Consider the following 18920-nt stretch of genomic DNA (forward strand, 5'->3'; position numbering starts at 1 on the left):
CCGTTCCGTTACCTAGGAGACGAGGAGGTCGGTGTCGATGGTCCTCGCTCTGAGCGCGTGCGGATTGGTTGTGGCACTCGTGCTGGTGGGGCTGTTCGTCTTCGGCCTCAGGCGCCGCCTCATCCAGCGGTCCGGTGGCACCTTCGATTGCAGCCTGCGTTGGAACGTCCCGGAGGAGACCGACACCAGCGGCAAGGGCTGGGGCTACGGCATCGCCCGCTACAACGGCGACCGGGTCGAGTGGTTCCGGGTGTTCTCCTACGCGCCGCGCCCCCGCCGGGTCCTTGAGCGCTCGGCGATCGAGGTGGCCGGCCGCCGCGCCCCCGACGGCGAGGAGGAGCTGGCGCTGCTCTCCGACGCGGTGATCCTCGCCTGCCGCCACCGGGGCACCCGGCTGGAGCTGGCGATGAGCGAGGACGCGCTGACCGGGTTCCTGGCGTGGCTGGAAGCCGCTCCGCCCGGTCAGCGCGTCAATGTGGCCTGACCCCCCGAGGGGTTACGCCAGGCCGGTCACGACAGGCCGCTGCTCAGCGCGGACACCAGTTCGCCGTTCGTGGTGTCACCGCTGAACTCCCAGAAGAAGGCGCCGCCCAGGCCCTGGGACTTGGCCCAGGCCATCTTGGAGCCGATGGTGGCCGGGGTGTCGTAGGACCACCAGTTGCTGCCGCAGTGCGCGTAGGCCGTGCCCGCGACGGTGCCGGTGACCGGGCAGGACGTCTTGAGCACCTTGTAGTCCTCGATGCCCTGTTCGTAGGTGCCCGCTGCCGGTCCGGTGGCCGTGCCGCCCGGGGCGTCCTGGGTGACGCCGGTCCAGCCGCGGCCGTAGAAGCCGATGCCGAGCAGCAGCTTGTTCGCGGGCACCCCGGCCGCCTTGTACTTGGCGATCGCGTCGGCCGTGGTGAAGCCGGCCTTCGGGATGCCGCTGTACGGGGTGAGCGGGGAGTGCGGGGCCGTGGGGCCCTGGGCGTCCCAGGCGCCGAAGAAGTCGTACGTCATCACGTTGTACCAGTTGACGTAGCTCGACGCCCCGGCGTAGTCGGCCGCCTCGATCTTGCCGCCGGAGGAGCCGTCGGCGGTGACCGCCGCGGTGACCAGGGCGGAGGAGCCGAACTTGGCGCGCAGCGCGGCCATCACGTTCCTGAAGGCCGCGGCCCCGCTGGAGTCGCAGGTCAGCCCGCAGGCGTTGGGGTACTCCCAGTCGATGTCGATGCCGTCGAAGACATCGGCCCAGCGGGAGTCGTGGACCAGGTCGTAGCAGGACTGGGCGAAGCCCGCGGGGTCCTTGGCGGCGTCCGCGAAGCCGCCGGACCAGGTCCAGCCGCCGAAGGACCACAGGACCTTGAGGTTCGGGTACTTGGCCTTGAGTTCGCGCAGCTGGTTGAAGTTGCCGCGCAGCGGCTGGTCCCAGGTGTCGGCGGTCCCGCTGACGGACTGGTCGGCGGTGAAGGCCTTGTCGTAGTCGGCGTAGGAGTCGCCGATCGCGCACTTGCCGCCGGTGACGTTGCCGAAGGCGTAGTTGATGTGGGTGATCTTCGCGGCGGAGCCCGAGGTCACCAGGTTCTTGACGTTGTAGTTGCGGCCGTAGATGCCCCACTCGGTGAAGTAGCCGAGCTTGACCGCGGAGCCGCCCGACGGGGGCGGGGTGGTGCCTCCGCCGCCGGTGGTGTGCACGGTGACCGCGCCGCTGACCGGGCCGGTCTGGTCAGCGGTGTCACGGGCCTGGACGGTGTACGCGTAGTCGGTGCCCGCGGTCAGACCGGTGTCCGTGTACGAGGTGGTGGTCACGGTGGCGACCTTGGCGCCGTCGCGCAGGACGTCGTAGTTCTTGACGCCCTTGTCGTCGCTGGCCGCCGTCCAGGACAGCTTCGCCGAGGTGTCGGTGACGGCCGAGGCGGTGGGGGTGCCCGGGGCGGAGGGCGGGTTGTCGCCGGGTGCGGTGGGGCCGCCGTCGCAGCTGCCGCCGTTCAGCTTGCAGTTGGCGGGGGCGCCGGAGCCCGCGCCGTTGAAGCCGAAGGAGACGGAGGCGCCCGGGGCGAGGGTGCCGTTGTAGGACTTGTTCCTGGCGGTCCAGTGGGTGCCGGAGCCGGTGACGTCGGCGTCCCAGGCGGAGGTCACGGACGTGCCGGAGGGGAAGTCCCACTCGATCGTCCATGCGGTGAGGGAGGTGGTCCCGGTGTTCTTGACGGTCCACCTGCCCTCGAAGCCGGTGCCCCAGTCCTGAGTCTTGGCGTAGGTGGCGGTGGCCGTCGCGGCGTCCGCGGCGGCCGGGGCGGGGCTTGCCAGGCCGACCAGTCCGGCCAGCGGCAGCAACAGGGTCGCGAACCCTGCCGCGGCTCTGTGAGCGAAGCGCATGCGGCGCCTCCTTATGTCGTTGTGCGCCCGGGGGCGTCACAGCCGGTGTCGTGGGCATGACTGAGCCTCCAGCCCACGGTGCCGCGAGAATAGAAAGGTCTGGACCATAGGTCAATAGGTCTGGACCAGAGTGGGACGGGGCCGCCGCCCCGCCTTCTCAGGGGCGTTCCGTACCCTGACCCGGCAGCGGGCGGCCCGGGGAGGACGGATGAGCGACGCGATGCGGCCCGGCGAGGTGCTGGTGGTCGACGACGACCCGGCCATCCGCCGGTCACTGGAGCGGGGGCTGCGGCTCGGCGGCTTCCGGGTGCGCACCGCCGGGAGCGGGGCCGAGGCGCTCGCCGCGGTCCGGGACAGCCCGCCCGATGTGCTCGTCCTCGATGTCTCCATGCCCGGCATCAGCGGGATCGAGGTGTGCACCCGGCTCCGGGACGAGGGCCGGGACCTGCCCGTGCTGATGCTCTCCGCGCTGGACGAGACCGCCGACCGCATCGCCGGACTCCAGGCGGGCGGGGACGACTACCTGGTCAAGCCGTTCGCCCTCCAGGAACTGGTCCTGCGCCTCGGCGCCCTGCTGCGCCGCCGCCCGCCGGTGGACCCGGGCCCCGCCCACGAGACCGACCGGGACCTGCTGCGGGTCGCGGACCTGGTGATCGACCCGGCGGCCCGCACCGCGCAGCGGGCCGGCCGGCGGCTGGAGCTGACCCGGCGCGAGTTCGAACTCCTGGAGGTGCTCGCCCGCAACGCCGGTCTCGTCCTCACCCGCGACCAGCTCCTGGACCGGGTGTGGGGCTACGACTTCGAGGTGCGCACCGACGCCGTCGACACCTTCGTCAGCTATCTGCGCCGCAAGCTGGAGGCCGACGGCGGCGGGCGGCTGGTGCACACCGTGCGGGGCGTGGGCTTCGTCCTGCGGGAGGAGACCGCATGAGACTGTCCACCCGCATCGGACTCGCTGTCGGGCTCACCGTTCCGCTGCTCGTCCTCGCCTCCGGCTGGCTGCTGCTGCGGCTGGTCGCCAAGGACCTGCGCACCGAGGAGGACACCCATCTGCGGGAGCGGGCCACCGCCGTGGCCCCGGACGCCCGCGCCCTGCTCCGCGCGGCCGCCGCCGACCGGACCCGGGCCGCCGACACCAGGGAGCGCCAGCTCTACAGCGCCGCCCTCGACGTCGGCGTCCGGGTCGTCGGACCCGCCTCGGTCTTCACCGGCGGACCCCAGCCCGACGCCTCCGTCCCCCTGCCCGCCCGTGCCGCCGGACCGGTCACCGTGCGGGACGCCGGGCACAGCTGGCGGGCGCTGGCCGTACCGGTCCAGGGCCCCCGCGCCAAGGGCACCCTCTGGGTGTTCCGGCCCGATACCGCCGACCGCACCCAACTCCGGCTGGTACGGCGGCGCGTGGTGCTGACCGCACTGCTCGCCGCACCGCTGTCCGGACTGCTCGCCTGGGGCGTCGCCACCGGCGCCACCGGCCCGCTGCGCCGCCTCGGCCGCCGTACCGCGGGACTCGACCCGCGCACCAGCAGCGCCCGGCTGCGCCACGAGCCGACCGGGGTGCGGGAGGTCGACGACCTCGCGGCCACCCTGCGGACGGTCCTCGCCCGCTACGACGAGCAGGCCGCCCGCACCGCCGAGGCCCTGGAGACGGCCCGCTCCTTCTCCGCCGCGGCCTCGCACGAACTGCGCACCCCGCTGATGAGCATGGGCACCAACCTCGACATCCTCACCGCCCATCCCGCCCTGCCCGGACCCGACCGCACGGAGGTCCTCGACGACCTCCACCGCGAGCACGCCCGGCTGCTCGGCCTGCTGGTCATGCTGCGCGAGCTGGGACGCGGCGATCTGGTGGAGGCGGAGGCCTTCGCCGCGGTGGACCTGGCGGAGGCCGCGGACGCGGCGGTCGCCGACGCCCGGCGGCGCGCCCCGGACGCCCGGATCACGCTGCGCGCCGAGCCGGGGCTCACCGTGCCCGGCTGGGAGCCCGGACTGCGGCTGCTGCTGGACAACCTGCTGGCCAACGCGCTGGCGCACGGCCGGGATCCGGAGGGGCGGGCGTCGGTGGCGGTCGGTGTGGCGGGGGCCGGGGGCGAGGCCGTGATCACGGTGGACGACCGCGGTCCGGGGGTGGCGCCCGAGGACCGCGGCCGGATCTTCGAGCGGTTCCGGCGGGGGCCGGACAGCGCGGGTTCCGGGCTCGGACTGACCCTGGTCGCCCAGCAGGCGGCCCTGCACCGGGGGAGCGTCATGGTGCAGGACGGTCCGCGGGGGGCCGGTGCGCGGTTCCTCGTACGGCTGCCGCGGGCGTTCGGGGCGCTGCCCGAGCGGCGGGACTGGCTGATCGGTACAGCAGGGGCAAACCGGTCACAGAGTTCCCACAAAGACGGCTCCTAGCCTTCCGGTGCGACGGACGGGCGACGGTCCCGTCCGGAAACGGAGGCGACGATGAACGCACGACGGCGGCGCACCCTGCTCACGGGGCTGGCCACGGCCGTGCTGCTGGTCAGCGGCACCGGCGCGGCGACGGCCGAGTCCACCGCGCCCGCCCCGACCGGCGACGGGGCGAAGGCGCTGTGCAAGCGGGTGCCGAAGATCGACCGGCGGATCGAGCGGGCGCTCAAGCGGCTCGACGGGGGCGTGGGCGTCCGGGGTTCGGTCGCCCGGCTCCAGCAGCGCGTGGACAACGCCAAGAAGGCGGACCACGGCCAGATCGCCATCTACCTCCAGCACCGGCTGGACTTCCGCAAGTCCCTGGTCCCGACGCTCGAACAGCGGCAGAAGGACCTCGCCGGGGTCAAGAGCTGGTGCTCGGCCAACGAGAACGGAAAGGCGGCGGGCTGATGCGGGGGCGGCGGACGCTGCGGATCGCGGCCCCCGCGGTGGTCCTGCTCGTGGGCCTCACCGCGGGCTGCGCACGGGACCACGGCTCGGCCGCCCCGCCCGCCCCGGCCGCGACGCCCTCCGGCTCCGCCGCGGCGGGGCAGGGGTCCCAGCAGGACATGGAGAAGAAGGTGTCCGACGCGGAGTCCGCGGCCGCCGCGGCGGACCGGGACGCGGCCCAGGACAACGGCTGAGCGAGCGCGGGAGAGCGTCCGCGAGGTGAGCCGGGTACGGCGTCCGCCGGGTCAGCCCGGGACGACGTCCGCCGGGTCAGCCCGGGACGACGTCCGGCGAGCGCGGCGTGGGCGACCGGCCCGCGTGCACCGAATCCGGTGCGCGCGGGCCGGTCGTGTGCCTGGTGGGGACGGTTGCCGCGCCCGCCGGGCGACCGGCCCCCCCGCCCCGCGTCGGTCAGCGCTCGCCGCCCGGGACCCACAGGACGTCCCCGGTCTCCTTGTTGGCGTAGCGGGCCAGGATGAACAGCAGGTCCGACAGGCGGTTGAGGTAGGTCGCGGTCAGCGGGTTCATCACCTCGGCGTGGACCTCCAGCGCGGCCCAGGTGGAGCGTTCCGCCCGGCGGACGACCGTGCACGCCTGGTGCAGCAGGGCCGCGCCCGGGGTGCCGCCGGGCAGGATGAACGAGCGCAGCTTCTCCACCTCGGCGAGGAAGCGGTCGCAGTCGGCCTCCAGCCGGTCGACGTAGAACTGCTCGACCCGCAGGGGCGGGAACTCCGGGTTCTCCGTGACCGGCGTCGACAGGTCCGCGCCCACGTCGAACAGGTCGTTCTGGACGCGGGTCAGGACCGTGACGACCTCCTCGCCGAGGCCGCCCAGCGCGATCGCGGTGCCGATCACCGCGTTCGCCTCGTTGGCGTCCGCGTAGGCGGCGATGCGCAGATCGGTCTTCGGCACCCGGCTCATGTCCCCGAGATGGGTGCTGCCCTTGTCGCCGGTCCGCGTGTAGATGCGCGTCAGATTGACCATGCCACCAGCGTAGTGAGACCCGGGCCGCAGGGAAGAGCCGAGCGGCCGCCGCGGGGCGGTCCGGTGCCCAAGTAGGCCGTCCGGGCGGCGTCCTGACAGGTGGCGGTGTGAAGTCCGTCATGTGAGACGTGACGCGCGTTACTAACCGGTCACACAGCGCCTCCAGAGCGCTAGGGTCCGGCCGAGAGCCTTATACGGAGACGCGTCAGGGGAGTCGCACAGTGGCACGGAAGCTTGCCGTCATCGGAGCCGGACTCATGGGTTCCGGCATTGCCCAGGTATCCGCCCAGGCCGGCTGGGACGTCGTACTGCGCGATGTCACGGACGAGGCGCTGACCCGCGGCACGGACGCCATCAAGGCCTCCTACGACAAGTTCGTGAGCAAGGGCAAGCTGGCGGCCGAGGACGCGGAGGCGGCGCTCGGCCGCATCACGACGACCACCGAACTGGACGCCGCCGCCGACGCGGACATCGTGGTCGAGGCCGTCTTCGAGAAGCTGGAGGTCAAGCACGAGATCTTCCGGACGCTCGACAAGCTCGTCCGCGAGGACACCGTGCTGGCGTCCAACACCTCCGCCATCCCGATCACCAAGATCGCGGCCGCCACCGCTCACCCGGAGCGGGTCGTCGGTGTGCACTTCTTCTCGCCGGTGCCGATGATGCAGCTCGTCGAACTGGTCCGCGGCCACAAGACCAGCGACGCCGCCCTGGCCACCGCGCGCGAGTACGCCGAGTCCGTCGGCAAGACCTGCATCGTCGTCAACCGGGACGTGGCGGGCTTTGTGACGACCCGTCTGATCTCGGCGCTGATCGTCGAGGCCGCCAAGCTCTACGAGTCCGGCGTGGCCACCGCCGAGGACATCGACCTCGCCTGCAAGCTGGGCTTCGGCCACGCCATGGGGCCGCTGGCCACCGCCGACCTCACCGGGGTCGACATCCTGCTGCACGCCGCCAACAACATCTACACCGAGTCCCAGGACGAGAAGTTCGCCGCACCGGAACTGATGCGCCGGATGGTTGACGCCGGTGACTTCGGGCGCAAGAGCGGGCAGGGCTTCTACACGTACTGAATCCGCACGCACTCCTGAGGGCTCACCTCATCGGGTGAATTCGGTATCGGTTCGCTTACAGACGGCAACCTGAGGGCGTCTCACGCAGTCAGACGTTGCACACCACTCATCACGGAGTACGCACGACGCACTCTCGGGGAGCGCATATGCACATCAGGGGCGACCACGCCGAGCTGGTCGTCGGGGGCCGCCTCGACGTCCGCAGCGCGGCGGACGCCCGTACGGTCCTGCACTCGGCCGTCGACGACGGGATCGGCGACCTGGTGCTCGACCTGTCCGAACTGGACTCCTGGGACGCCACCGGCCTCGGGGTGATCATGGGCGTCCACCGGCGGGCCGGGCGCTGCGGACGGCGGCTGGTGCTGCGCGCGGTCCCGCCGCAGATGCAACGCCTGCTGGTGGCCACCCGGCTGCACCGGATCCTGGCCATCGAGGGTGGCATCGGCGTGGAGTCGCTCCCCCGGGTGTGAGCGCCGGGGCACGCGCCCCCGACGGGGAGGCGGGCGCCCCGGGGAGCGGTCCCGGCGAACGGCGTGTGCCCGGCGGAGAGCCGGGGACGGAAGCGCCCGGCGTCACAGGAGTGAACGCCGACGAAACGCCCCTCACGTGCAATCCTCACAAGACCGTGATGTCTCGGGCGGGGCGGTACCCCGGCTTGTCGGGGATACTGTGCGAACGTTTAGGGTTCGGCTGCCCGCGGCCCGTATCCCTCGCGCGGGCACCGGACCAGAAGCGACAGCGCAGTGTGCGGCAAGGCCGGGAGGGGCTCAGCACACGACGCTTTTGGGGGGCTTGGACCTTATGGACCCGAACCAGCCGGGACCCGAGGACTACGGTCACGACGGCGCCCACGCCACACCGCGCCAGCGGCGGGACCCCAGCACATCCGACTTCGCACAGCCGGCACCGGCGCTCGCCCGCACCGTGCACCTGGTGACGGGCGACTTCCTGGTCACCGTCAACCCCGTCGACGGCAGCGAGATAGAACTCTGCCCGCCCGGACAGCGGCCCGCGGAACCCGCCAAGTACACCGCCGCCCGGCGGGCCGAGCGGGCCCGCGCCGCGCAGCCGCCCGTACCGGCGGGCCCGGCCCGGCCCCCGCAGCCCCTGCTGGAACGCCAGGACGAGCGGCAACGGCTGGTGCGGCTGCTCGCGCGCGGCCGCTCGGTCCGGCTCACCGGCCCGGCCGGCTCCGGCCGCTCCGCGCTCCTGGACATCGTCGCGGAGGACTGCGCCGACCTGGCCCCGGACGGCGTGATCCGGCTCACCGGCTGCCGCCGCACCACCGGCGACCTGCTGTACGACCTCTTCGCCGCCGTCCACGACGCGCCCGGCTTCCGCCCCGACCGGGACGAACTGCCGCGCCACCTCAGGGAGATCGGCGCCGTCGTCGTCCTGGACGACCTGGAGTTCGGCGGCAGCGCGCTCGACGAGCTGCTCGACGCCACACCCGAGTGCGCCTTCCTGTTCTCCGCCACCCCCGAGGTGCCCGCCCCCTCGTCCGACGCACAGGTGGAGGAGGTATTCCTCGGCGGACTCGACCGGGCGGCCGGCCTGGAACTCCTGGCGCGCGCGGTGGGCCGCGACCTCACCGAGGAGGAGGCCAACTGGGCGGGCGACCTGTGGTTCGAGTCCGAGGGCCTGCCGCTGCGCTTCATGCAGGCCGGGGCGCTGCTGCGGCAGCGGGACCGGCAGCGCGCCGAGACGGAGGCCGTCGACGAGTACGGCGTCTTCCAGGACGCCCCCGCCGCCGCACCCGAGTCCGCCGGGGGCGGCCCCTCCCGCGACGCGGGGGACACCACCCCCGAGGTCCCCCTGCCCTCGCTCGCCGAGGCCGCCGCTGCCGCCCCGCTGCTCGCCTCCCGGCTCAGCCCCTCGGCCCGCGAGACGCTCAGGTTCGCGGTCGCGCTGGGCGGCGAGGTGCCCCACCAGACACATCTGCCGGCCCTGGTCGACGACACCCATGCGGACGCGGCCCTTGCCGAACTGGTCGACTGCGCCCTGGTCTCCCCGGCAGGCCCCCGCTACCGCCTCGCGTCCGGGGTCGCGGCCCAGCTGGAGGCGGCCGGATACCCGGGCGGCGCCCCGGAGTACGCGCTCAAGGCCGCCCAGCACTTCTCCTGGTGGGCCGGACACCCCTCGGTGACCGCGGACAGGGTCGTGGCCGAGGCGGACGCCGTCCTGGCCGCGCTGGCCGTCCTGGTGCCGCTCGCCTCCGGGCCCGCGCCCGCACCGGGGGACGCCCCGGCGGCGCCCGGCGAGGACGAGCCGGAGGACCCCGCCGTGCGGCTGGCCCGGCAGGCCGCGCCCGCCTTCGCTGCGGGGCTCGACTGGGGGGCCTGGGAGCGGGCGCTGCGCTCCGGCGCGGAGGCCGCCCGGCTCGCCGGTGCGGTCGGCGAACAGGCCTATTTCCACCATGAGTTGGGCATACTCGCGCTCTGCGGGGGCCGGGCCGACCGGGCCCGCGCCGAGCTGGAGGCGTCCATCGCGCTGCGCGGCGCCCTCGCCGACAAACGCGGCACGGTCGCCGGACGGCGCGCCCTCGCCCTCGCCGCCGACCGCGCGGGCACCGCACCGCTCGCCCTGGCCGCCGCCGCGGGCGACGAGGTCCCCCAGGCGGGGCCGCAGGAGCAGCCGTCCCCGCTCGGCGGGGTACCGGCCGTTCTCGGGCCGCCCCTGACGGCCGGTGACACCGCCACCCTGGTCACCCACCGGGCCACGTCCGCGCCCACGCCCGCGCCCCGGCCGGGCGGCGTGCGCGGGACGGTGCGGGGCACCCGGCGCAATCTGGTGGCCGCGGGTGCCGGAGCCGCCCTGGTCGCCGTGCTCGGCACCGTGGTGACCCTCGGCATGACCTCCGACAACAAGGGCACCGACCCGGCCCGGAACGTCCCGGTGGGCCCCTCGGTGACACAGGGACCCGACGACGGCGGCTCGGGCGCGGACACCTCGGGCGGCGACGGCACGGGCGGTACGGGCGGCGCGGTCGGGGCCGCGGTCCCGGCTCCGACCGACCCGGGCCCGGACGGCTCCTACGGCACCTCGGACGACCCGGCGCCGCGCCCCACCGGCGACTCGCCCTCCGACGCCCCGACGGGCAGTCGGCCGGGGAGCCCGTCCACGTCGTCCTCGAAGCCGACGTCCGGTCCGACGACCCGGCCGACCAGGCCGACGCCCACGCCGTCGAAGTCGTCGGAGCCGTCCGGTTCGCCGAGTTCTCCGCAGACGTCCCCCTCGCCGAGCCCGTCGGACTCGACGCCTCCCACGCCCCCCGTCTCCGACTCCGCCAGCGGGCGGGTGTCCTCCGGCGCACCGGCCCCGACGACCCGCTCCGCGGGCGCGCCGACGGGCGGCGGCCCCGGGGCGCCCAGCGGCACGGGAGCGGTCGTCTGACGGCTCCCGCGGTACGCGATCCCGCGGTACGCGTGAGGGCCGGGCCCCTGTCCGGGGGCCCGGCCCTCACGCTGTCCGGTCCGCGGCGGCGCGGGCCGGGTCAGAACAGCCGCAGCTTGTCGTCCTCGATGCCGCGGAGCGCGTTGTAGTCCAGGACCGCGCAGCCGATGCCGCGGTCGGTGGCGAGGACGCGGGCCTGGGGCTTGATCTCCTGGGCCGCGAAGATGCCGCGGACCGGCGCGAGGTGCGGGTCGCGGTTCAGCAGTTCCAGATAGCGGGTGAGCTGCTCCACGCCGTCGATCTCGCCGCGCCGCTTGATCTCGACCGCCACGGTCGAGCCGTCGGCGTCCCGGCACAGGATGTCCACCGGGCCGATCGCCGTCATGTACTCGCGGCGGATGAGCGTGTAGCCCTCGCCGAGCGTCTCGATGCGGTCGGCGAGCAGTTCCTGGAGGTGTGCTTCCACGCCGTCCTTGATCAGACCGGGGTCCACACCGAGTTCGTGCGAGGAATCGTGGAGGATTTCCTCCATCGTGATGATCAGTTTCTCGCCCGTCTTGTTGATGACGGTCCAGACGCCTTCCTCGTCGCCCGTCCCCTCCTTCAGAGTGCAGGGCGGCGACATCCAGTTGAGGGGCTTGTAGGCCCGGTCGTCCGCGTGGATCGAGACGCTGCCGTCGGCCTTCACCAGGATCAGACGGGGGGCGGTCGGGAGGTGGGCGGTGAGCCGGCCCGCATAGTCGACCGAGCACCGGGCAATGACGAGACGCATGGTCGGCAACGCTACTCGACCGCGGGGCCCGGACGCGATTCGCCCTCCTCGGTCCCGGAAGGGGCGGCCCCGCCGCATCCTCCGTTTCACCCGGGATGCCCCCGTTCGCCAATGGCTTGTTGTGTGCCTAATGAGAGTCGGCTCTGTGCGCATTCTCCTGGTGCCGCCATGGTCGGTTGCCTACCGTAGTAAACGGGAGGTCGCGCGGTGTGTACGCAGCGTGTCCAACGGTGCGAACTCCCGTCCCTGTCCGTGAACCCCTGTTGTCTCGGGGTGCGAGAGGAGTACCCATGTCGCTCGACGTCTCACCGGCCCTACTCGAACAGGCCGAGCGAGGCGAGGTCGACGAAGCCGATTTCGTCGACTGCGTCCGGACCTCCCTGCCCTTTGCGTGGGAGATGATCAGCTCCCTGGTGGCCCAGCTGAAGGTGGACGGCGGAGCATTCGCCGACAACCAGACGCCCCCGCCGGACGAGCAGGCACGTGGACAGCTGCTGCGTGCGCTCGCGAGTGACGCGATACGCGGTGCGTTGCAGCGGCACTTCGGAGTGCGCCTGGCCTTCCAGAACTGCCACCGGGTGGCGGTGTTCCCGCTGGACTCCACGGTGGACGACACCTTGGCCCGCTTCACCTCCGTCCGCAGCCAACTGCTCAACCAGTCACCGGAACTGCGCGACTGCTGAGCCACCCAAGCCGTCAGGCTTGCCGCTCGGTACGTGGGAGGTGCATCTGTACCGGAGCGGCAAGCTCCCGCCGGGCCCGGCTGACGGGCCCGGCCCGGCGGGCTCAACGCAGCTGGGGGAGGACCTCGGAACCCAGCCTGCGCACGTTCTCCTCCGTCGCCGCGAGATCGCCCGAGCCTTCGAGCAGCAGGGCGAAGCGGCGGATGCCCGTCCGCTCCGAGGTCGCCGCGAGCCGGTCGGCGCACAGCCGCGGGGTGCCCACCGGGTGCAGCCCGCAGAGCAGTTCGGTGTACGCCAGCGGGTCCCGCATGCTCCGGGCCCGGCCGTCGACCGTCATATGCGCCTCGAGCCCCTGCTTCAGCCAGCCCGGCATCGCCTTCGTCAGCGTCTCGACCGCGTCGGTGCGCCGGTCGGCGATCTGGCAGACCCCGGCCGAGACATGCCCGGCGCGGGCGACCGTGTCCCCGTCGACCCCGGCCGTGAGCGCGCAGCTCCGCCACAGCGCGACCATGTCCGCCTTCTCCTCGTCCCCGACATGCATGCCGAGGAGCATCGGCAGCCCCCGCTCGGCCGCCAGCCGTACGCTCGCCGGAGAGGTGCAGGCGACGACGACCTCGGGGCCGTCGGTGTCGGTGAGCGACTCCGAGGGGCGCGGGACGACCGGGACCTCACGGAAGGTGAATCGTTCCCCCGTGCCCGCGACGGACGGTTCGCGCAGCCAGCGCACCAGCAGATCGAGTGATTCGGGGAAGTCCCTCTCGTAGGCCGGGAGTCCGGTGCCGAAGACCTCCAGATCGACCCAGGGGCCGCCGCGCCCCACCCCGAGGGAGAAGCGGCCGCCCGAGGTGATGTGCAGCAGTGCGGCCTGCTCGCCGAGCACCACCGGGTGGGAGGTGGACAGGACGCTCACCGCGGTGCCGACCCGGATCCGGCGGGTGCGGCCCAGCAGGAGGGCCGCGAGGGTCGTCGCGGAGGGGCAGGTGCCGTACGGCACGAAGTGGTGCTCGGCCAGCCACACGGCCTCCAGGCCCGCCTCCTCGGCCACTTCCGCCGACCGCACCGCCCGGTGCAGCGCCTCCCCCTGTCCCTGGCCCGGAAACTGGGCCGCCAGAACAAAACTTCCCACGTGCATGGCATTTCCTGCTTTCCTGGCTCCGACGCGGAGCTCCCCCGCCCGGCATAACTGCCTGACACATGCCGAAGTCACGGCCTCACGGAGAGATTTGCGGATTGTCTTCAGAATCGGCCGCCCGGAGGGGCATCCGGCGGGGATCCGGCGGGGTCGATCCGTCCGCGTACCCCTGCACGTCCCGCGTAGGCTGGATGCGGTACCTGCCCCCTGTATGGCCCGTGAGGTGTCCCGTGTCCCCGCGTCGCAACCGCCCCAAGGGCTCAGGCTCGCTCGGCCGGAGTGCGGAGGACGACGACGGCCCCCGCTTCGGCGGCCGCCGGACCACGGAGAGCTGGCAGGGCGAGGAGTGGAGCGTGTGCCAGGTGGCGGGGGCCGCGGCCCAGGGCAAGACCTACCGCTGCCCGGGCTGCGACCAGGTGATCCCCTCGGGCGTCCCGCATGTGGTGGCCTGGCCCGAGCACGCGGGCGTGGAGGACCGCCGCCACTGGCACCGGGCGTGCTGGAACGCGAAGGACCGCCGCACCACGAGGGTGCAGCGGTCCCGTAACGCGCCGAGGTACTGAGGCCGGACTACACGTCCCGCCGCTCCAGCAGCAGCCAGGCGGCCCCGAAGGTCGCCGCGGTGACGCCCGCGATGATCCACAGCGGCTCCCAGCCGGACGGGCCCGCGGAGGTCAGGGAGTTGGAGTAGAAGACGCTGAGCTGGTTCGGGATCGAGTACTCGAACAGGGCCTTGCGCACGCCGTCGAGCGAGTCCGAGAACATGAACAGCGCGATGACCAGCGGGGCCAGCACCAGGCCGATCATGATGGTGATGGCGCCCGCCGAGTGGCGGAGGATCGAGCCGACCGCGAGCGCGAACAGCCCGAGCAGCGCGAGATAGAGCGAGACGCCGAGCGTGCCCCTCAGCCATTCCCCGGCGGTGGGATTCCGGGCGCCGTCGAGCACGGCGACATCGGCGAGCGCGACCAGCCCGACGGAGACCAGGGTCACCGTGAACGCCACCGCGAAGAACACCACCGCCTTCGCGGCCAGCACCCGTCCGCGGGAGGGGCAGGCGACCGTGGTGGTCCTGATCATGCCGGTGGCGTACTCCGAGGCCGTGGTCAGCACCCCGAGCGTCATCATGCAGATGCTGCCGAGCAGCAGTCCGAAGACACCGAAGGACAGCGGGTTCTGCCCGTTCAGGTCGCCGGACGGGGCGTGGGCCGCCATCACCCCGGCCACCAGCAGACCGATACCGACGACGAGCAGGACGAACACGCCCAGCGTCCACATCGTGGAACGCACCGATCTGATCTTCGTCCACTCCGAGGCGACGGCATGCCCCAGGCGGGTGCGGACGACGGGGATCGGCGAGGTGTAGGTGGGGTACGCGGAGCCGGTCTCCGCCCGCCAGGCGGGCGCGGCCTGCGGCATCGGGGGCTGGGGCGTGCTCATCGGACGTCCTCGGACTCGGTCGGTTCGGCGGCGGGGGAGACGGGCGCGGGAGCCGGGGCGGCCGGGGGAGCGGACACGGCGTCCGCGGGGGCCGCGGCGGCGGGCGCGGCCGACGGCTGCTCCCGGGGGGCCACCGGCTGCTCGTCCGCCCCGGGCGCGGGCCGGTCGCCCTGCCGGGGCGGCGGCGGGGCGTACCAGCCGGGCTGGCCCTGTCCCGGGACCGGCGCGGGCGGCTGTGCCCCGGGCGGCAGCGGCTGCATCAGCGCGGCCTTCTGGTCGGTGGTGGAGCGGAAGTCGACCGCGCCCTGGGTCATCCGCATGTACGCCTCTTCCAGCGACGCCTGGTGCGGCGACAGCTCCCACAGGCGTACGTCGCTGCCGTGCGCGAGGTCGCTGATGCGCGGCAGCGGCAGCCCGGTCACCCGCAGGGCGCCGTCCTGCTCGGGCAGCACATGGCCACCCGCCTCGGTGAGCGCCGAGGTCAGCTTCTCGCGCTGCTGCGGCTCGGTGTCGGGCGTGCGCACCCGGGCGAAACCGGCGGAGTTGGCCGCGATGAAGTCCTCGACGCTCATGTCGGCCAGCAGCTGGCCGCGGCCGATCACGATCAGATGGTCGGCGGTGAGCGCCATCTCGCTCATCAGGTGCGAGGAGACGAAGACCGTGCGGCCCTCCGCCGCGAGCGCCTTCATCAGATTGCGCACCCAGAGGATGCCCTCCGGGTCCAGGCCGTTGATCGGCTCGTCGAACAGCAGCACCTGGGGGTCGCCGAGCAGCGCGGCCGCGATCCCGAGGCGCTGGCCCATGCCGAGCGAGAAGCCCTTGGAGCGCCGCTTGGCCACGTCCTGGAGGCCGACGACCCCGAGCACCTCGTCGACCCGGCGGGGCGGGATGCCGGACAGCTGGGCCAGGCTGAGCAGATGGCTGCGGGCGGAGCGGCCGCCGTGCACGGCCTTGGCGTCGAGCAGGGCGCCGACCTGGCGGGCCGCGTTGGGCAGCCTGCGGTACGGGTAGCCGCCGATCGTCACCTGCCCCGAGGTGGGGTTGTCCAGGCCGAGGATCATGCGCATGGTCGTCGACTTCCCCGAGCCGTTGGGCCCCAGGAAGCCGGTGACGGCACCCGGCCGCACCTGGAAGGAAAGGTTGTACACGGCCGTCTTGTCGCCGTAGCGCTTCGTCAGGCCGACTGCCTCGATCATGCTCCGCACCCATCGAAAGGATCAGGACGTCGGGGCGCACACTGCCCCCGTAAGGGTTAGGAGGATATCCAGGCGCTGACGGTTCCACTCAAGAACAGGTAAAGGCACGCAGGTCACGCGGGGTGATCCGATCCTCACCCGGAGCGGGCACCGGCCCTGCGCGGACCGGGGAGGGCCGGGGGTCAGGCGTCCCGTCGGCGCAGCAGGAGATATCCGCCCGCCAGCGCCGCGGCCGCCCACAGCAGCATGATCCCGAGACCGCCCCAGGGCCCGTACGGGGTGCCGTCGCCGGGGCTCGGCACGACCTGGAGGATCCGGCTGCCGGCCTGGTCGGGCAGATAGCGGCCGGCCGCCTTCGTCGCGGAGACGTTCCCGAGGATGCTGGAGATCAGGAAGAAGAACGGCATCAGGATCCCCAGCGACAGCAGTGGCGAGCGCAGCATCGCCGCCACCCCCATCGAGAACACCGCGATGAGGGTCATGTAGAGCCCGCCGCCGAAGACCGCCCGCAGCACCCCGGGATCGCCGAGCGAGGCCCGGTAGGGGCCGAGCATCGCCTGCCCGAGGAAGAAGGCGGCGAAGCTGGTGACCGTCCCGACGGCCAGGGCGAGCGCGGCCGCCACCGCGACCTTGCCGAACAGGAACGTCCCGCGCCGCGGGACCGCGGTGAGGGAGGTGCGGATCATGCCGGTGCTGTACTCGTTCGACACCACCAGCACCCCGAACACGATCATCGCCAGCTGGCCGAGACTCATCCCGGCGAAGCTCACATAGGTCGGGTCGAAGGCGAGCCGCTGGTCCGGACTGGTCCGCTCGGACTCGCCCCGGGTCAGCGCCGAGACCAGCATGCCGAGGACCACCGTGACGACCAGGGCCAGGGACAGGGTCCACACCGTGGACGCCACCGATCTGATCTTGGTCCACTCCGAGCGCAGCACCCGGGTCGGCACCATGGCTCAGCTCCCCTTCCCGGGATCGGGCCGTCCGGCCCCCCAGCCCACGGGCGACGCCTGCCGCGGCGGCCCGCCGGTGCGGGGGTCGCCGTGCGCGTGGTACTCCACGGTGCCCGCGGTCAGCCGCATGAACGCCTCCTCCAGGGAGGCCTGCCGGGGACTCAGCTCGTGCAGCACGATCTGGTGGCGGGCGGCCAGTTCACCGATCAGCTCCGCCGCGCCGTCGTCCACTTCCAGCGCGCCCCCGCCGCACTCGACGACCGTGACCCCCGCCTGGTGCAGCACATCGAGCAGCCGTTCGCGCTGCGGGGTGCGGACCCGGACGTAGGAGCGGGAGTTCTGCCGGATGAAGTCGGCCATCGAGGTGTCGGCGAGCAGCCGGCCCCGGCCGATGACCACGAGATGGTCGGCGGTCAGCGCCATCTCGCTCATCACATGGCTGGAGACGAACACCGTCCGCCCCTGCGCCGCCAGGGACTTCATCAGGGTACGGATCCAGTGGATGCCCTCCGGGTCCAGGCCGTTGGCGGGCTCGTCGAACATCAGGATGCGCGGGTCGCCGAGCAGCGCGGCCGCGATCCCGAGGCGCTGGCCCATGCCGAGCGAGAAGCCCTTGGCCTTCTTGCGCGCCACGGAGGCCAGTCCGACGGTGTCGAGGACCTCGTGCACCCGGGAGGAGGGGATCCCGTTGCTCTGCGCGAGGCACAGCAGATGGTGGAAGGCGCTGCGCCCGCCGTGCACGGCCCCCGCGTCGAGCAGTGCGCCGATCCGGGTCAGGGGGTCCGTCAGCTCGGCGTAGTGCAGCCCGTCGATGCGGACGTCGCCCGCCGTGGGGTGGTCGAGACCGAGCACCATCCGCATGGTGGTCGACTTGCCCGCGCCGTTCGGCCCGAGGAAGCCGGTCACGATGCCGGGCCTGACGGTGAACGTGAGGCCGTCGACCGCCAGTTTCCCGCCGTACCGCTTGGTCAGCCCCTCCAGCTCGATCATGCGGCCACCGTAAGACGGGCGTTCGGGGCCTGCCACCCGAGCCGTTCGTCCGGCGCACCGCACAGGGCAGGGCCCGCACCCGAGGGGTGCGGGCCCTGCCCTGTGCGGTGCGGTCGGGCGTTACCGGGTCTGCTGGGCCGGAACCCCGCGGGAGACCGGCTCGTCCTCGGCGGGCGAACCAGCGGCGGCCACCGCGGCGCCGGTGAGCGTGGCGAGCATCTCGCGCACGTTCGTCAGCTGGGCGTTGATGGAGTCGCGACGGTTCGTCAGCGCGGCCAGCTCACGCTCGGATTCCGAGCGGATGCGGTCGGCCTTGGCGTTGGCGTCGGCCACGATGTCCTCGGCCTGGCGCTGGGCCGTCTCCACCGTCTGGCGGGCCCGGCGGTCGGCGTCCGTGCGCAGCTTCTCGGCCTCCAGACGGAGCTGCTCCGCCCGGTGCTCGATCTCGGCGAGCCGCTTCTCGGCCTTGGCCTGACGGGAGGCCAGGTCGCGCTCGGACTGCTCCCGCCGCTTGGCGAGGTTCGTCTCGAAGTCGGCCGCGGCCTGGGCGGCCTTGGCGCGGGTCTCCTCGAAGAGGGCGTCCGCCTCCTCGCGCTTGGACTGCGCGTCCTTCTGTGCATCGGTGCGCAGCTGGGAGGCGTCGCTCTTGGCCTTCTCGACGATCCGGACGCCTTCGTCCTCGGCCTTGGCCTTGCGCTCCGCGGCGAACGACTCCGCGTCGTTGCGCACCTGCTGGGCGGCCGACTCGGCCAGCTCGCGGTGCTGCTCGGCGGCGCGCCGGGCCTCCTCGCGCAGGTCCTTTGCCTCCTCCTCGGCGAGACGGAGGATCTTCTCGACGCGCGCGCCGAGACCGGCATACGACGGTTCCGCGTCGCTGACCTGGGCCTGGGCGTTCTGCGTCTCGAGGTGGAGTTCCTCGATGCGCTTTTCCAGAGCGGTGATGCGGGCGAGAGCACTGTCACGGTCGGAGACGAGCTTGGAGATACGTTCGTCCACCTGAGCGCGGTCGTACCCACGCCGCACAAGCTCGAAGCCGTAGGGGGAAGTGTCGCTCATGGGGTTCCTGTCGAATGAGACC

Annotated in this window: 19 protein-coding genes; 10 read left to right on the forward strand and 9 right to left on the reverse strand. The window is 73.0% G+C overall.

Going from position 1 to position 18920, the window contains the following annotated elements; translation table 11 throughout:
* The first annotated feature begins 37 nt into the window (after positions 1–37).
* On the forward strand, positions 38–484 hold the full coding sequence (locus ACIHAA_RS14180; protein WP_399816644.1) for a DUF2550 domain-containing protein: 447 nt from the start codon (positions 38–40) through the stop codon (positions 482–484).
* 26 nt (positions 485–510) lie between these two features.
* Here ACIHAA_RS14180 and ACIHAA_RS14185 read toward each other — a convergent pair whose 3' ends face one another.
* Positions 511–2352, reverse strand: coding sequence for a glycosyl hydrolase family 18 protein (locus ACIHAA_RS14185; RefSeq protein WP_399816646.1), 1842 nt, complete (start codon positions 2350–2352; stop codon positions 511–513).
* A 208-nt stretch (positions 2353–2560) separates the two neighbouring features.
* On the opposite strand from ACIHAA_RS14185, the gene ACIHAA_RS14190 reads away from it, so the two are divergent.
* The 4 genes from ACIHAA_RS14190 to ACIHAA_RS14205 are packed head-to-tail and all read left to right on the forward strand — an operon-like array spanning position 2561 to position 5423.
* Complete coding sequence (locus tag ACIHAA_RS14190) at positions 2561–3283, forward strand: response regulator transcription factor (RefSeq protein ID WP_399816648.1); 723 nt, start codon at positions 2561–2563, stop codon at positions 3281–3283.
* A complete protein-coding gene (locus tag ACIHAA_RS14195) occupies positions 3280–4743 on the forward strand; it encodes a sensor histidine kinase (RefSeq protein ID WP_399816650.1) in 1464 nt (487 codons plus the stop codon). Before ACIHAA_RS14190 ends, ACIHAA_RS14195 begins: the two co-directional genes overlap by 4 nt.
* A 51-nt stretch (positions 4744–4794) precedes the next feature.
* Complete coding sequence (locus ACIHAA_RS14200; protein WP_399816652.1) at positions 4795–5190, forward strand: hypothetical protein; 396 nt, start codon at positions 4795–4797, stop codon at positions 5188–5190.
* The gene (locus tag ACIHAA_RS14205; RefSeq protein WP_399816654.1) at positions 5190–5423 is read left to right on the forward strand and encodes a hypothetical protein; all 234 of its coding nucleotides are present in this window, start codon (positions 5190–5192) and stop codon (positions 5421–5423) included. The genes ACIHAA_RS14200 and ACIHAA_RS14205 overlap by 1 nt, the downstream gene beginning before the upstream one ends.
* Before the next feature lie 217 nt (positions 5424–5640).
* Here ACIHAA_RS14205 and ACIHAA_RS14210 read toward each other — a convergent pair whose 3' ends face one another.
* A complete protein-coding gene (locus tag ACIHAA_RS14210; RefSeq protein WP_399816655.1) occupies positions 5641–6213 on the reverse strand; it encodes a cob(I)yrinic acid a,c-diamide adenosyltransferase in 573 nt (190 codons plus the stop codon).
* A 221-nt stretch (positions 6214–6434) separates the two neighbouring features.
* Here ACIHAA_RS14210 and ACIHAA_RS14215 point away from each other — a divergent pair, with 221 nt between their 5' ends.
* From ACIHAA_RS14215 to ACIHAA_RS14225, 3 genes are all read left to right on the forward strand, one after another.
* Positions 6435–7283, forward strand: a complete 849-nt coding sequence (locus ACIHAA_RS14215) for a 3-hydroxyacyl-CoA dehydrogenase family protein (protein WP_399816657.1) — start codon at positions 6435–6437, stop codon at positions 7281–7283.
* A 146-nt stretch (positions 7284–7429) separates the two neighbouring features.
* On the forward strand, positions 7430–7753 hold the full coding sequence (locus tag ACIHAA_RS14220; RefSeq protein WP_399816659.1) for an STAS domain-containing protein: 324 nt from the start codon (positions 7430–7432) through the stop codon (positions 7751–7753).
* A gap of 331 nt (positions 7754–8084) precedes the next feature.
* Entirely contained in the window at positions 8085–10676 is a 2592-nt protein-coding gene (locus ACIHAA_RS14225) for an ATP-binding protein (RefSeq protein WP_399816662.1), read from the forward strand.
* Positions 10677–10776: 100 nt separating this feature from the next.
* Here ACIHAA_RS14225 and nucS read toward each other — a convergent pair whose 3' ends face one another.
* Positions 10777–11448: an endonuclease NucS gene (gene nucS, locus ACIHAA_RS14230; RefSeq protein ID WP_399816664.1), complete on the reverse strand. Its 672-nt coding sequence runs from the start codon at positions 11446–11448 to the stop codon at positions 10777–10779.
* Positions 11449–11738: 290 nt separating this feature from the next.
* Between nucS and ACIHAA_RS14235 the strand changes: the two genes are divergently transcribed.
* Positions 11739–12131 carry an SCO5389 family protein gene (locus ACIHAA_RS14235; protein ID WP_399816666.1) on the forward strand — a complete coding sequence of 131 codons (393 nt, stop codon included), beginning with the start codon at positions 11739–11741 and terminating at the stop codon, positions 12129–12131.
* Positions 12132–12234: 103 nt separating this feature from the next.
* On the opposite strand, the gene ACIHAA_RS14240 is transcribed toward ACIHAA_RS14235, so the two are convergent.
* Positions 12235–13263 (reverse strand): LLM class flavin-dependent oxidoreductase, encoded by a 1029-nt coding sequence (locus ACIHAA_RS14240; protein WP_399816668.1) that lies wholly within the window; start codon positions 13261–13263, stop codon positions 12235–12237.
* A 230-nt stretch (positions 13264–13493) separates the two neighbouring features.
* Here ACIHAA_RS14240 and ACIHAA_RS14245 point away from each other — a divergent pair, with 230 nt between their 5' ends.
* The gene (locus ACIHAA_RS14245; RefSeq protein WP_399816670.1) at positions 13494–13826 is read left to right on the forward strand and encodes an ATP/GTP-binding protein; all 333 of its coding nucleotides are present in this window, start codon (positions 13494–13496) and stop codon (positions 13824–13826) included.
* A 7-nt stretch (positions 13827–13833) separates the two neighbouring features.
* On the opposite strand, the gene ACIHAA_RS14250 is transcribed toward ACIHAA_RS14245, so the two are convergent.
* From ACIHAA_RS14250 to ACIHAA_RS14270, 5 genes are all read right to left on the reverse strand, one after another.
* Positions 13834–14703, reverse strand: coding sequence for an ABC transporter permease (locus ACIHAA_RS14250; protein ID WP_399816672.1), 870 nt, complete (start codon positions 14701–14703; stop codon positions 13834–13836).
* Entirely contained in the window at positions 14700–15899 is a 1200-nt protein-coding gene (locus ACIHAA_RS14255) for an ABC transporter ATP-binding protein (RefSeq protein WP_399816674.1), read from the reverse strand. The genes ACIHAA_RS14250 and ACIHAA_RS14255 overlap by 4 nt, the downstream gene beginning before the upstream one ends.
* Before the next feature lie 182 nt (positions 15900–16081).
* Positions 16082–16852: an ABC transporter permease subunit gene (locus tag ACIHAA_RS14260; protein ID WP_399816676.1), complete on the reverse strand. Its 771-nt coding sequence runs from the start codon at positions 16850–16852 to the stop codon at positions 16082–16084.
* A gap of 3 nt (positions 16853–16855) precedes the next feature.
* Entirely contained in the window at positions 16856–17842 is a 987-nt protein-coding gene (locus ACIHAA_RS14265) for an ATP-binding cassette domain-containing protein (protein ID WP_399816678.1), read from the reverse strand.
* Positions 17843–17962: 120 nt separating this feature from the next.
* Complete coding sequence (locus ACIHAA_RS14270) at positions 17963–18898, reverse strand: cellulose-binding protein (protein ID WP_399816680.1); 936 nt, start codon at positions 18896–18898, stop codon at positions 17963–17965.
* Positions 18899–18920: the final 22 nt, after the last annotated feature.

It is taken from the genome of Streptomyces sp. NPDC052040 (assembly GCF_044548405.1).
In the GTDB taxonomy this organism is placed as follows: domain Bacteria; phylum Actinomycetota; class Actinomycetes; order Streptomycetales; family Streptomycetaceae; genus Streptomyces.

What these genes read in the sequence shown, in the direction of transcription:
- ACIHAA_RS14180 (WP_399816644.1), top strand. Translation starts at nt 38, where the DNA reads ATGGTCCTCGCTCTGAGCGCGTGCGGATTGGTTGTGGCACTCGTGCTG.
- ACIHAA_RS14185 (WP_399816646.1), bottom strand. Translation starts at nt 2,352, where the DNA reads ATGCGCTTCGCTCACAGAGCCGCGGCAGGGTTCGCGACCCTGTTGCTG.
- ACIHAA_RS14190 (WP_399816648.1), top strand. Translation starts at nt 2,561, where the DNA reads ATGAGCGACGCGATGCGGCCCGGCGAGGTGCTGGTGGTCGACGACGAC.
- ACIHAA_RS14195 (WP_399816650.1), top strand. Translation starts at nt 3,280, where the DNA reads ATGAGACTGTCCACCCGCATCGGACTCGCTGTCGGGCTCACCGTTCCG.
- ACIHAA_RS14200 (WP_399816652.1), top strand. Translation starts at nt 4,795, where the DNA reads ATGAACGCACGACGGCGGCGCACCCTGCTCACGGGGCTGGCCACGGCC.
- ACIHAA_RS14205 (WP_399816654.1), top strand. Translation starts at nt 5,190, where the DNA reads ATGCGGGGGCGGCGGACGCTGCGGATCGCGGCCCCCGCGGTGGTCCTG.
- ACIHAA_RS14210 (WP_399816655.1), bottom strand. Translation starts at nt 6,213, where the DNA reads ATGGTCAATCTGACGCGCATCTACACGCGGACCGGCGACAAGGGCAGC.
- ACIHAA_RS14220 (WP_399816659.1), top strand. Translation starts at nt 7,430, where the DNA reads ATGCACATCAGGGGCGACCACGCCGAGCTGGTCGTCGGGGGCCGCCTC.
- ACIHAA_RS14225 (WP_399816662.1), top strand. Translation starts at nt 8,085, where the DNA reads ATGGACCCGAACCAGCCGGGACCCGAGGACTACGGTCACGACGGCGCC.
- nucS (WP_399816664.1), bottom strand. Translation starts at nt 11,448, where the DNA reads ATGCGTCTCGTCATTGCCCGGTGCTCGGTCGACTATGCGGGCCGGCTC.
- ACIHAA_RS14235 (WP_399816666.1), top strand. Translation starts at nt 11,739, where the DNA reads ATGTCGCTCGACGTCTCACCGGCCCTACTCGAACAGGCCGAGCGAGGC.
- ACIHAA_RS14240 (WP_399816668.1), bottom strand. Translation starts at nt 13,263, where the DNA reads ATGCACGTGGGAAGTTTTGTTCTGGCGGCCCAGTTTCCGGGCCAGGGA.
- ACIHAA_RS14250 (WP_399816672.1), bottom strand. Translation starts at nt 14,703, where the DNA reads ATGAGCACGCCCCAGCCCCCGATGCCGCAGGCCGCGCCCGCCTGGCGG.
- ACIHAA_RS14255 (WP_399816674.1), bottom strand. Translation starts at nt 15,899, where the DNA reads ATGATCGAGGCAGTCGGCCTGACGAAGCGCTACGGCGACAAGACGGCC.
- ACIHAA_RS14260 (WP_399816676.1), bottom strand. Translation starts at nt 16,852, where the DNA reads ATGGTGCCGACCCGGGTGCTGCGCTCGGAGTGGACCAAGATCAGATCG.
- ACIHAA_RS14265 (WP_399816678.1), bottom strand. Translation starts at nt 17,842, where the DNA reads ATGATCGAGCTGGAGGGGCTGACCAAGCGGTACGGCGGGAAACTGGCG.
- ACIHAA_RS14270 (WP_399816680.1), bottom strand. Translation starts at nt 18,898, where the DNA reads ATGAGCGACACTTCCCCCTACGGCTTCGAGCTTGTGCGGCGTGGGTAC.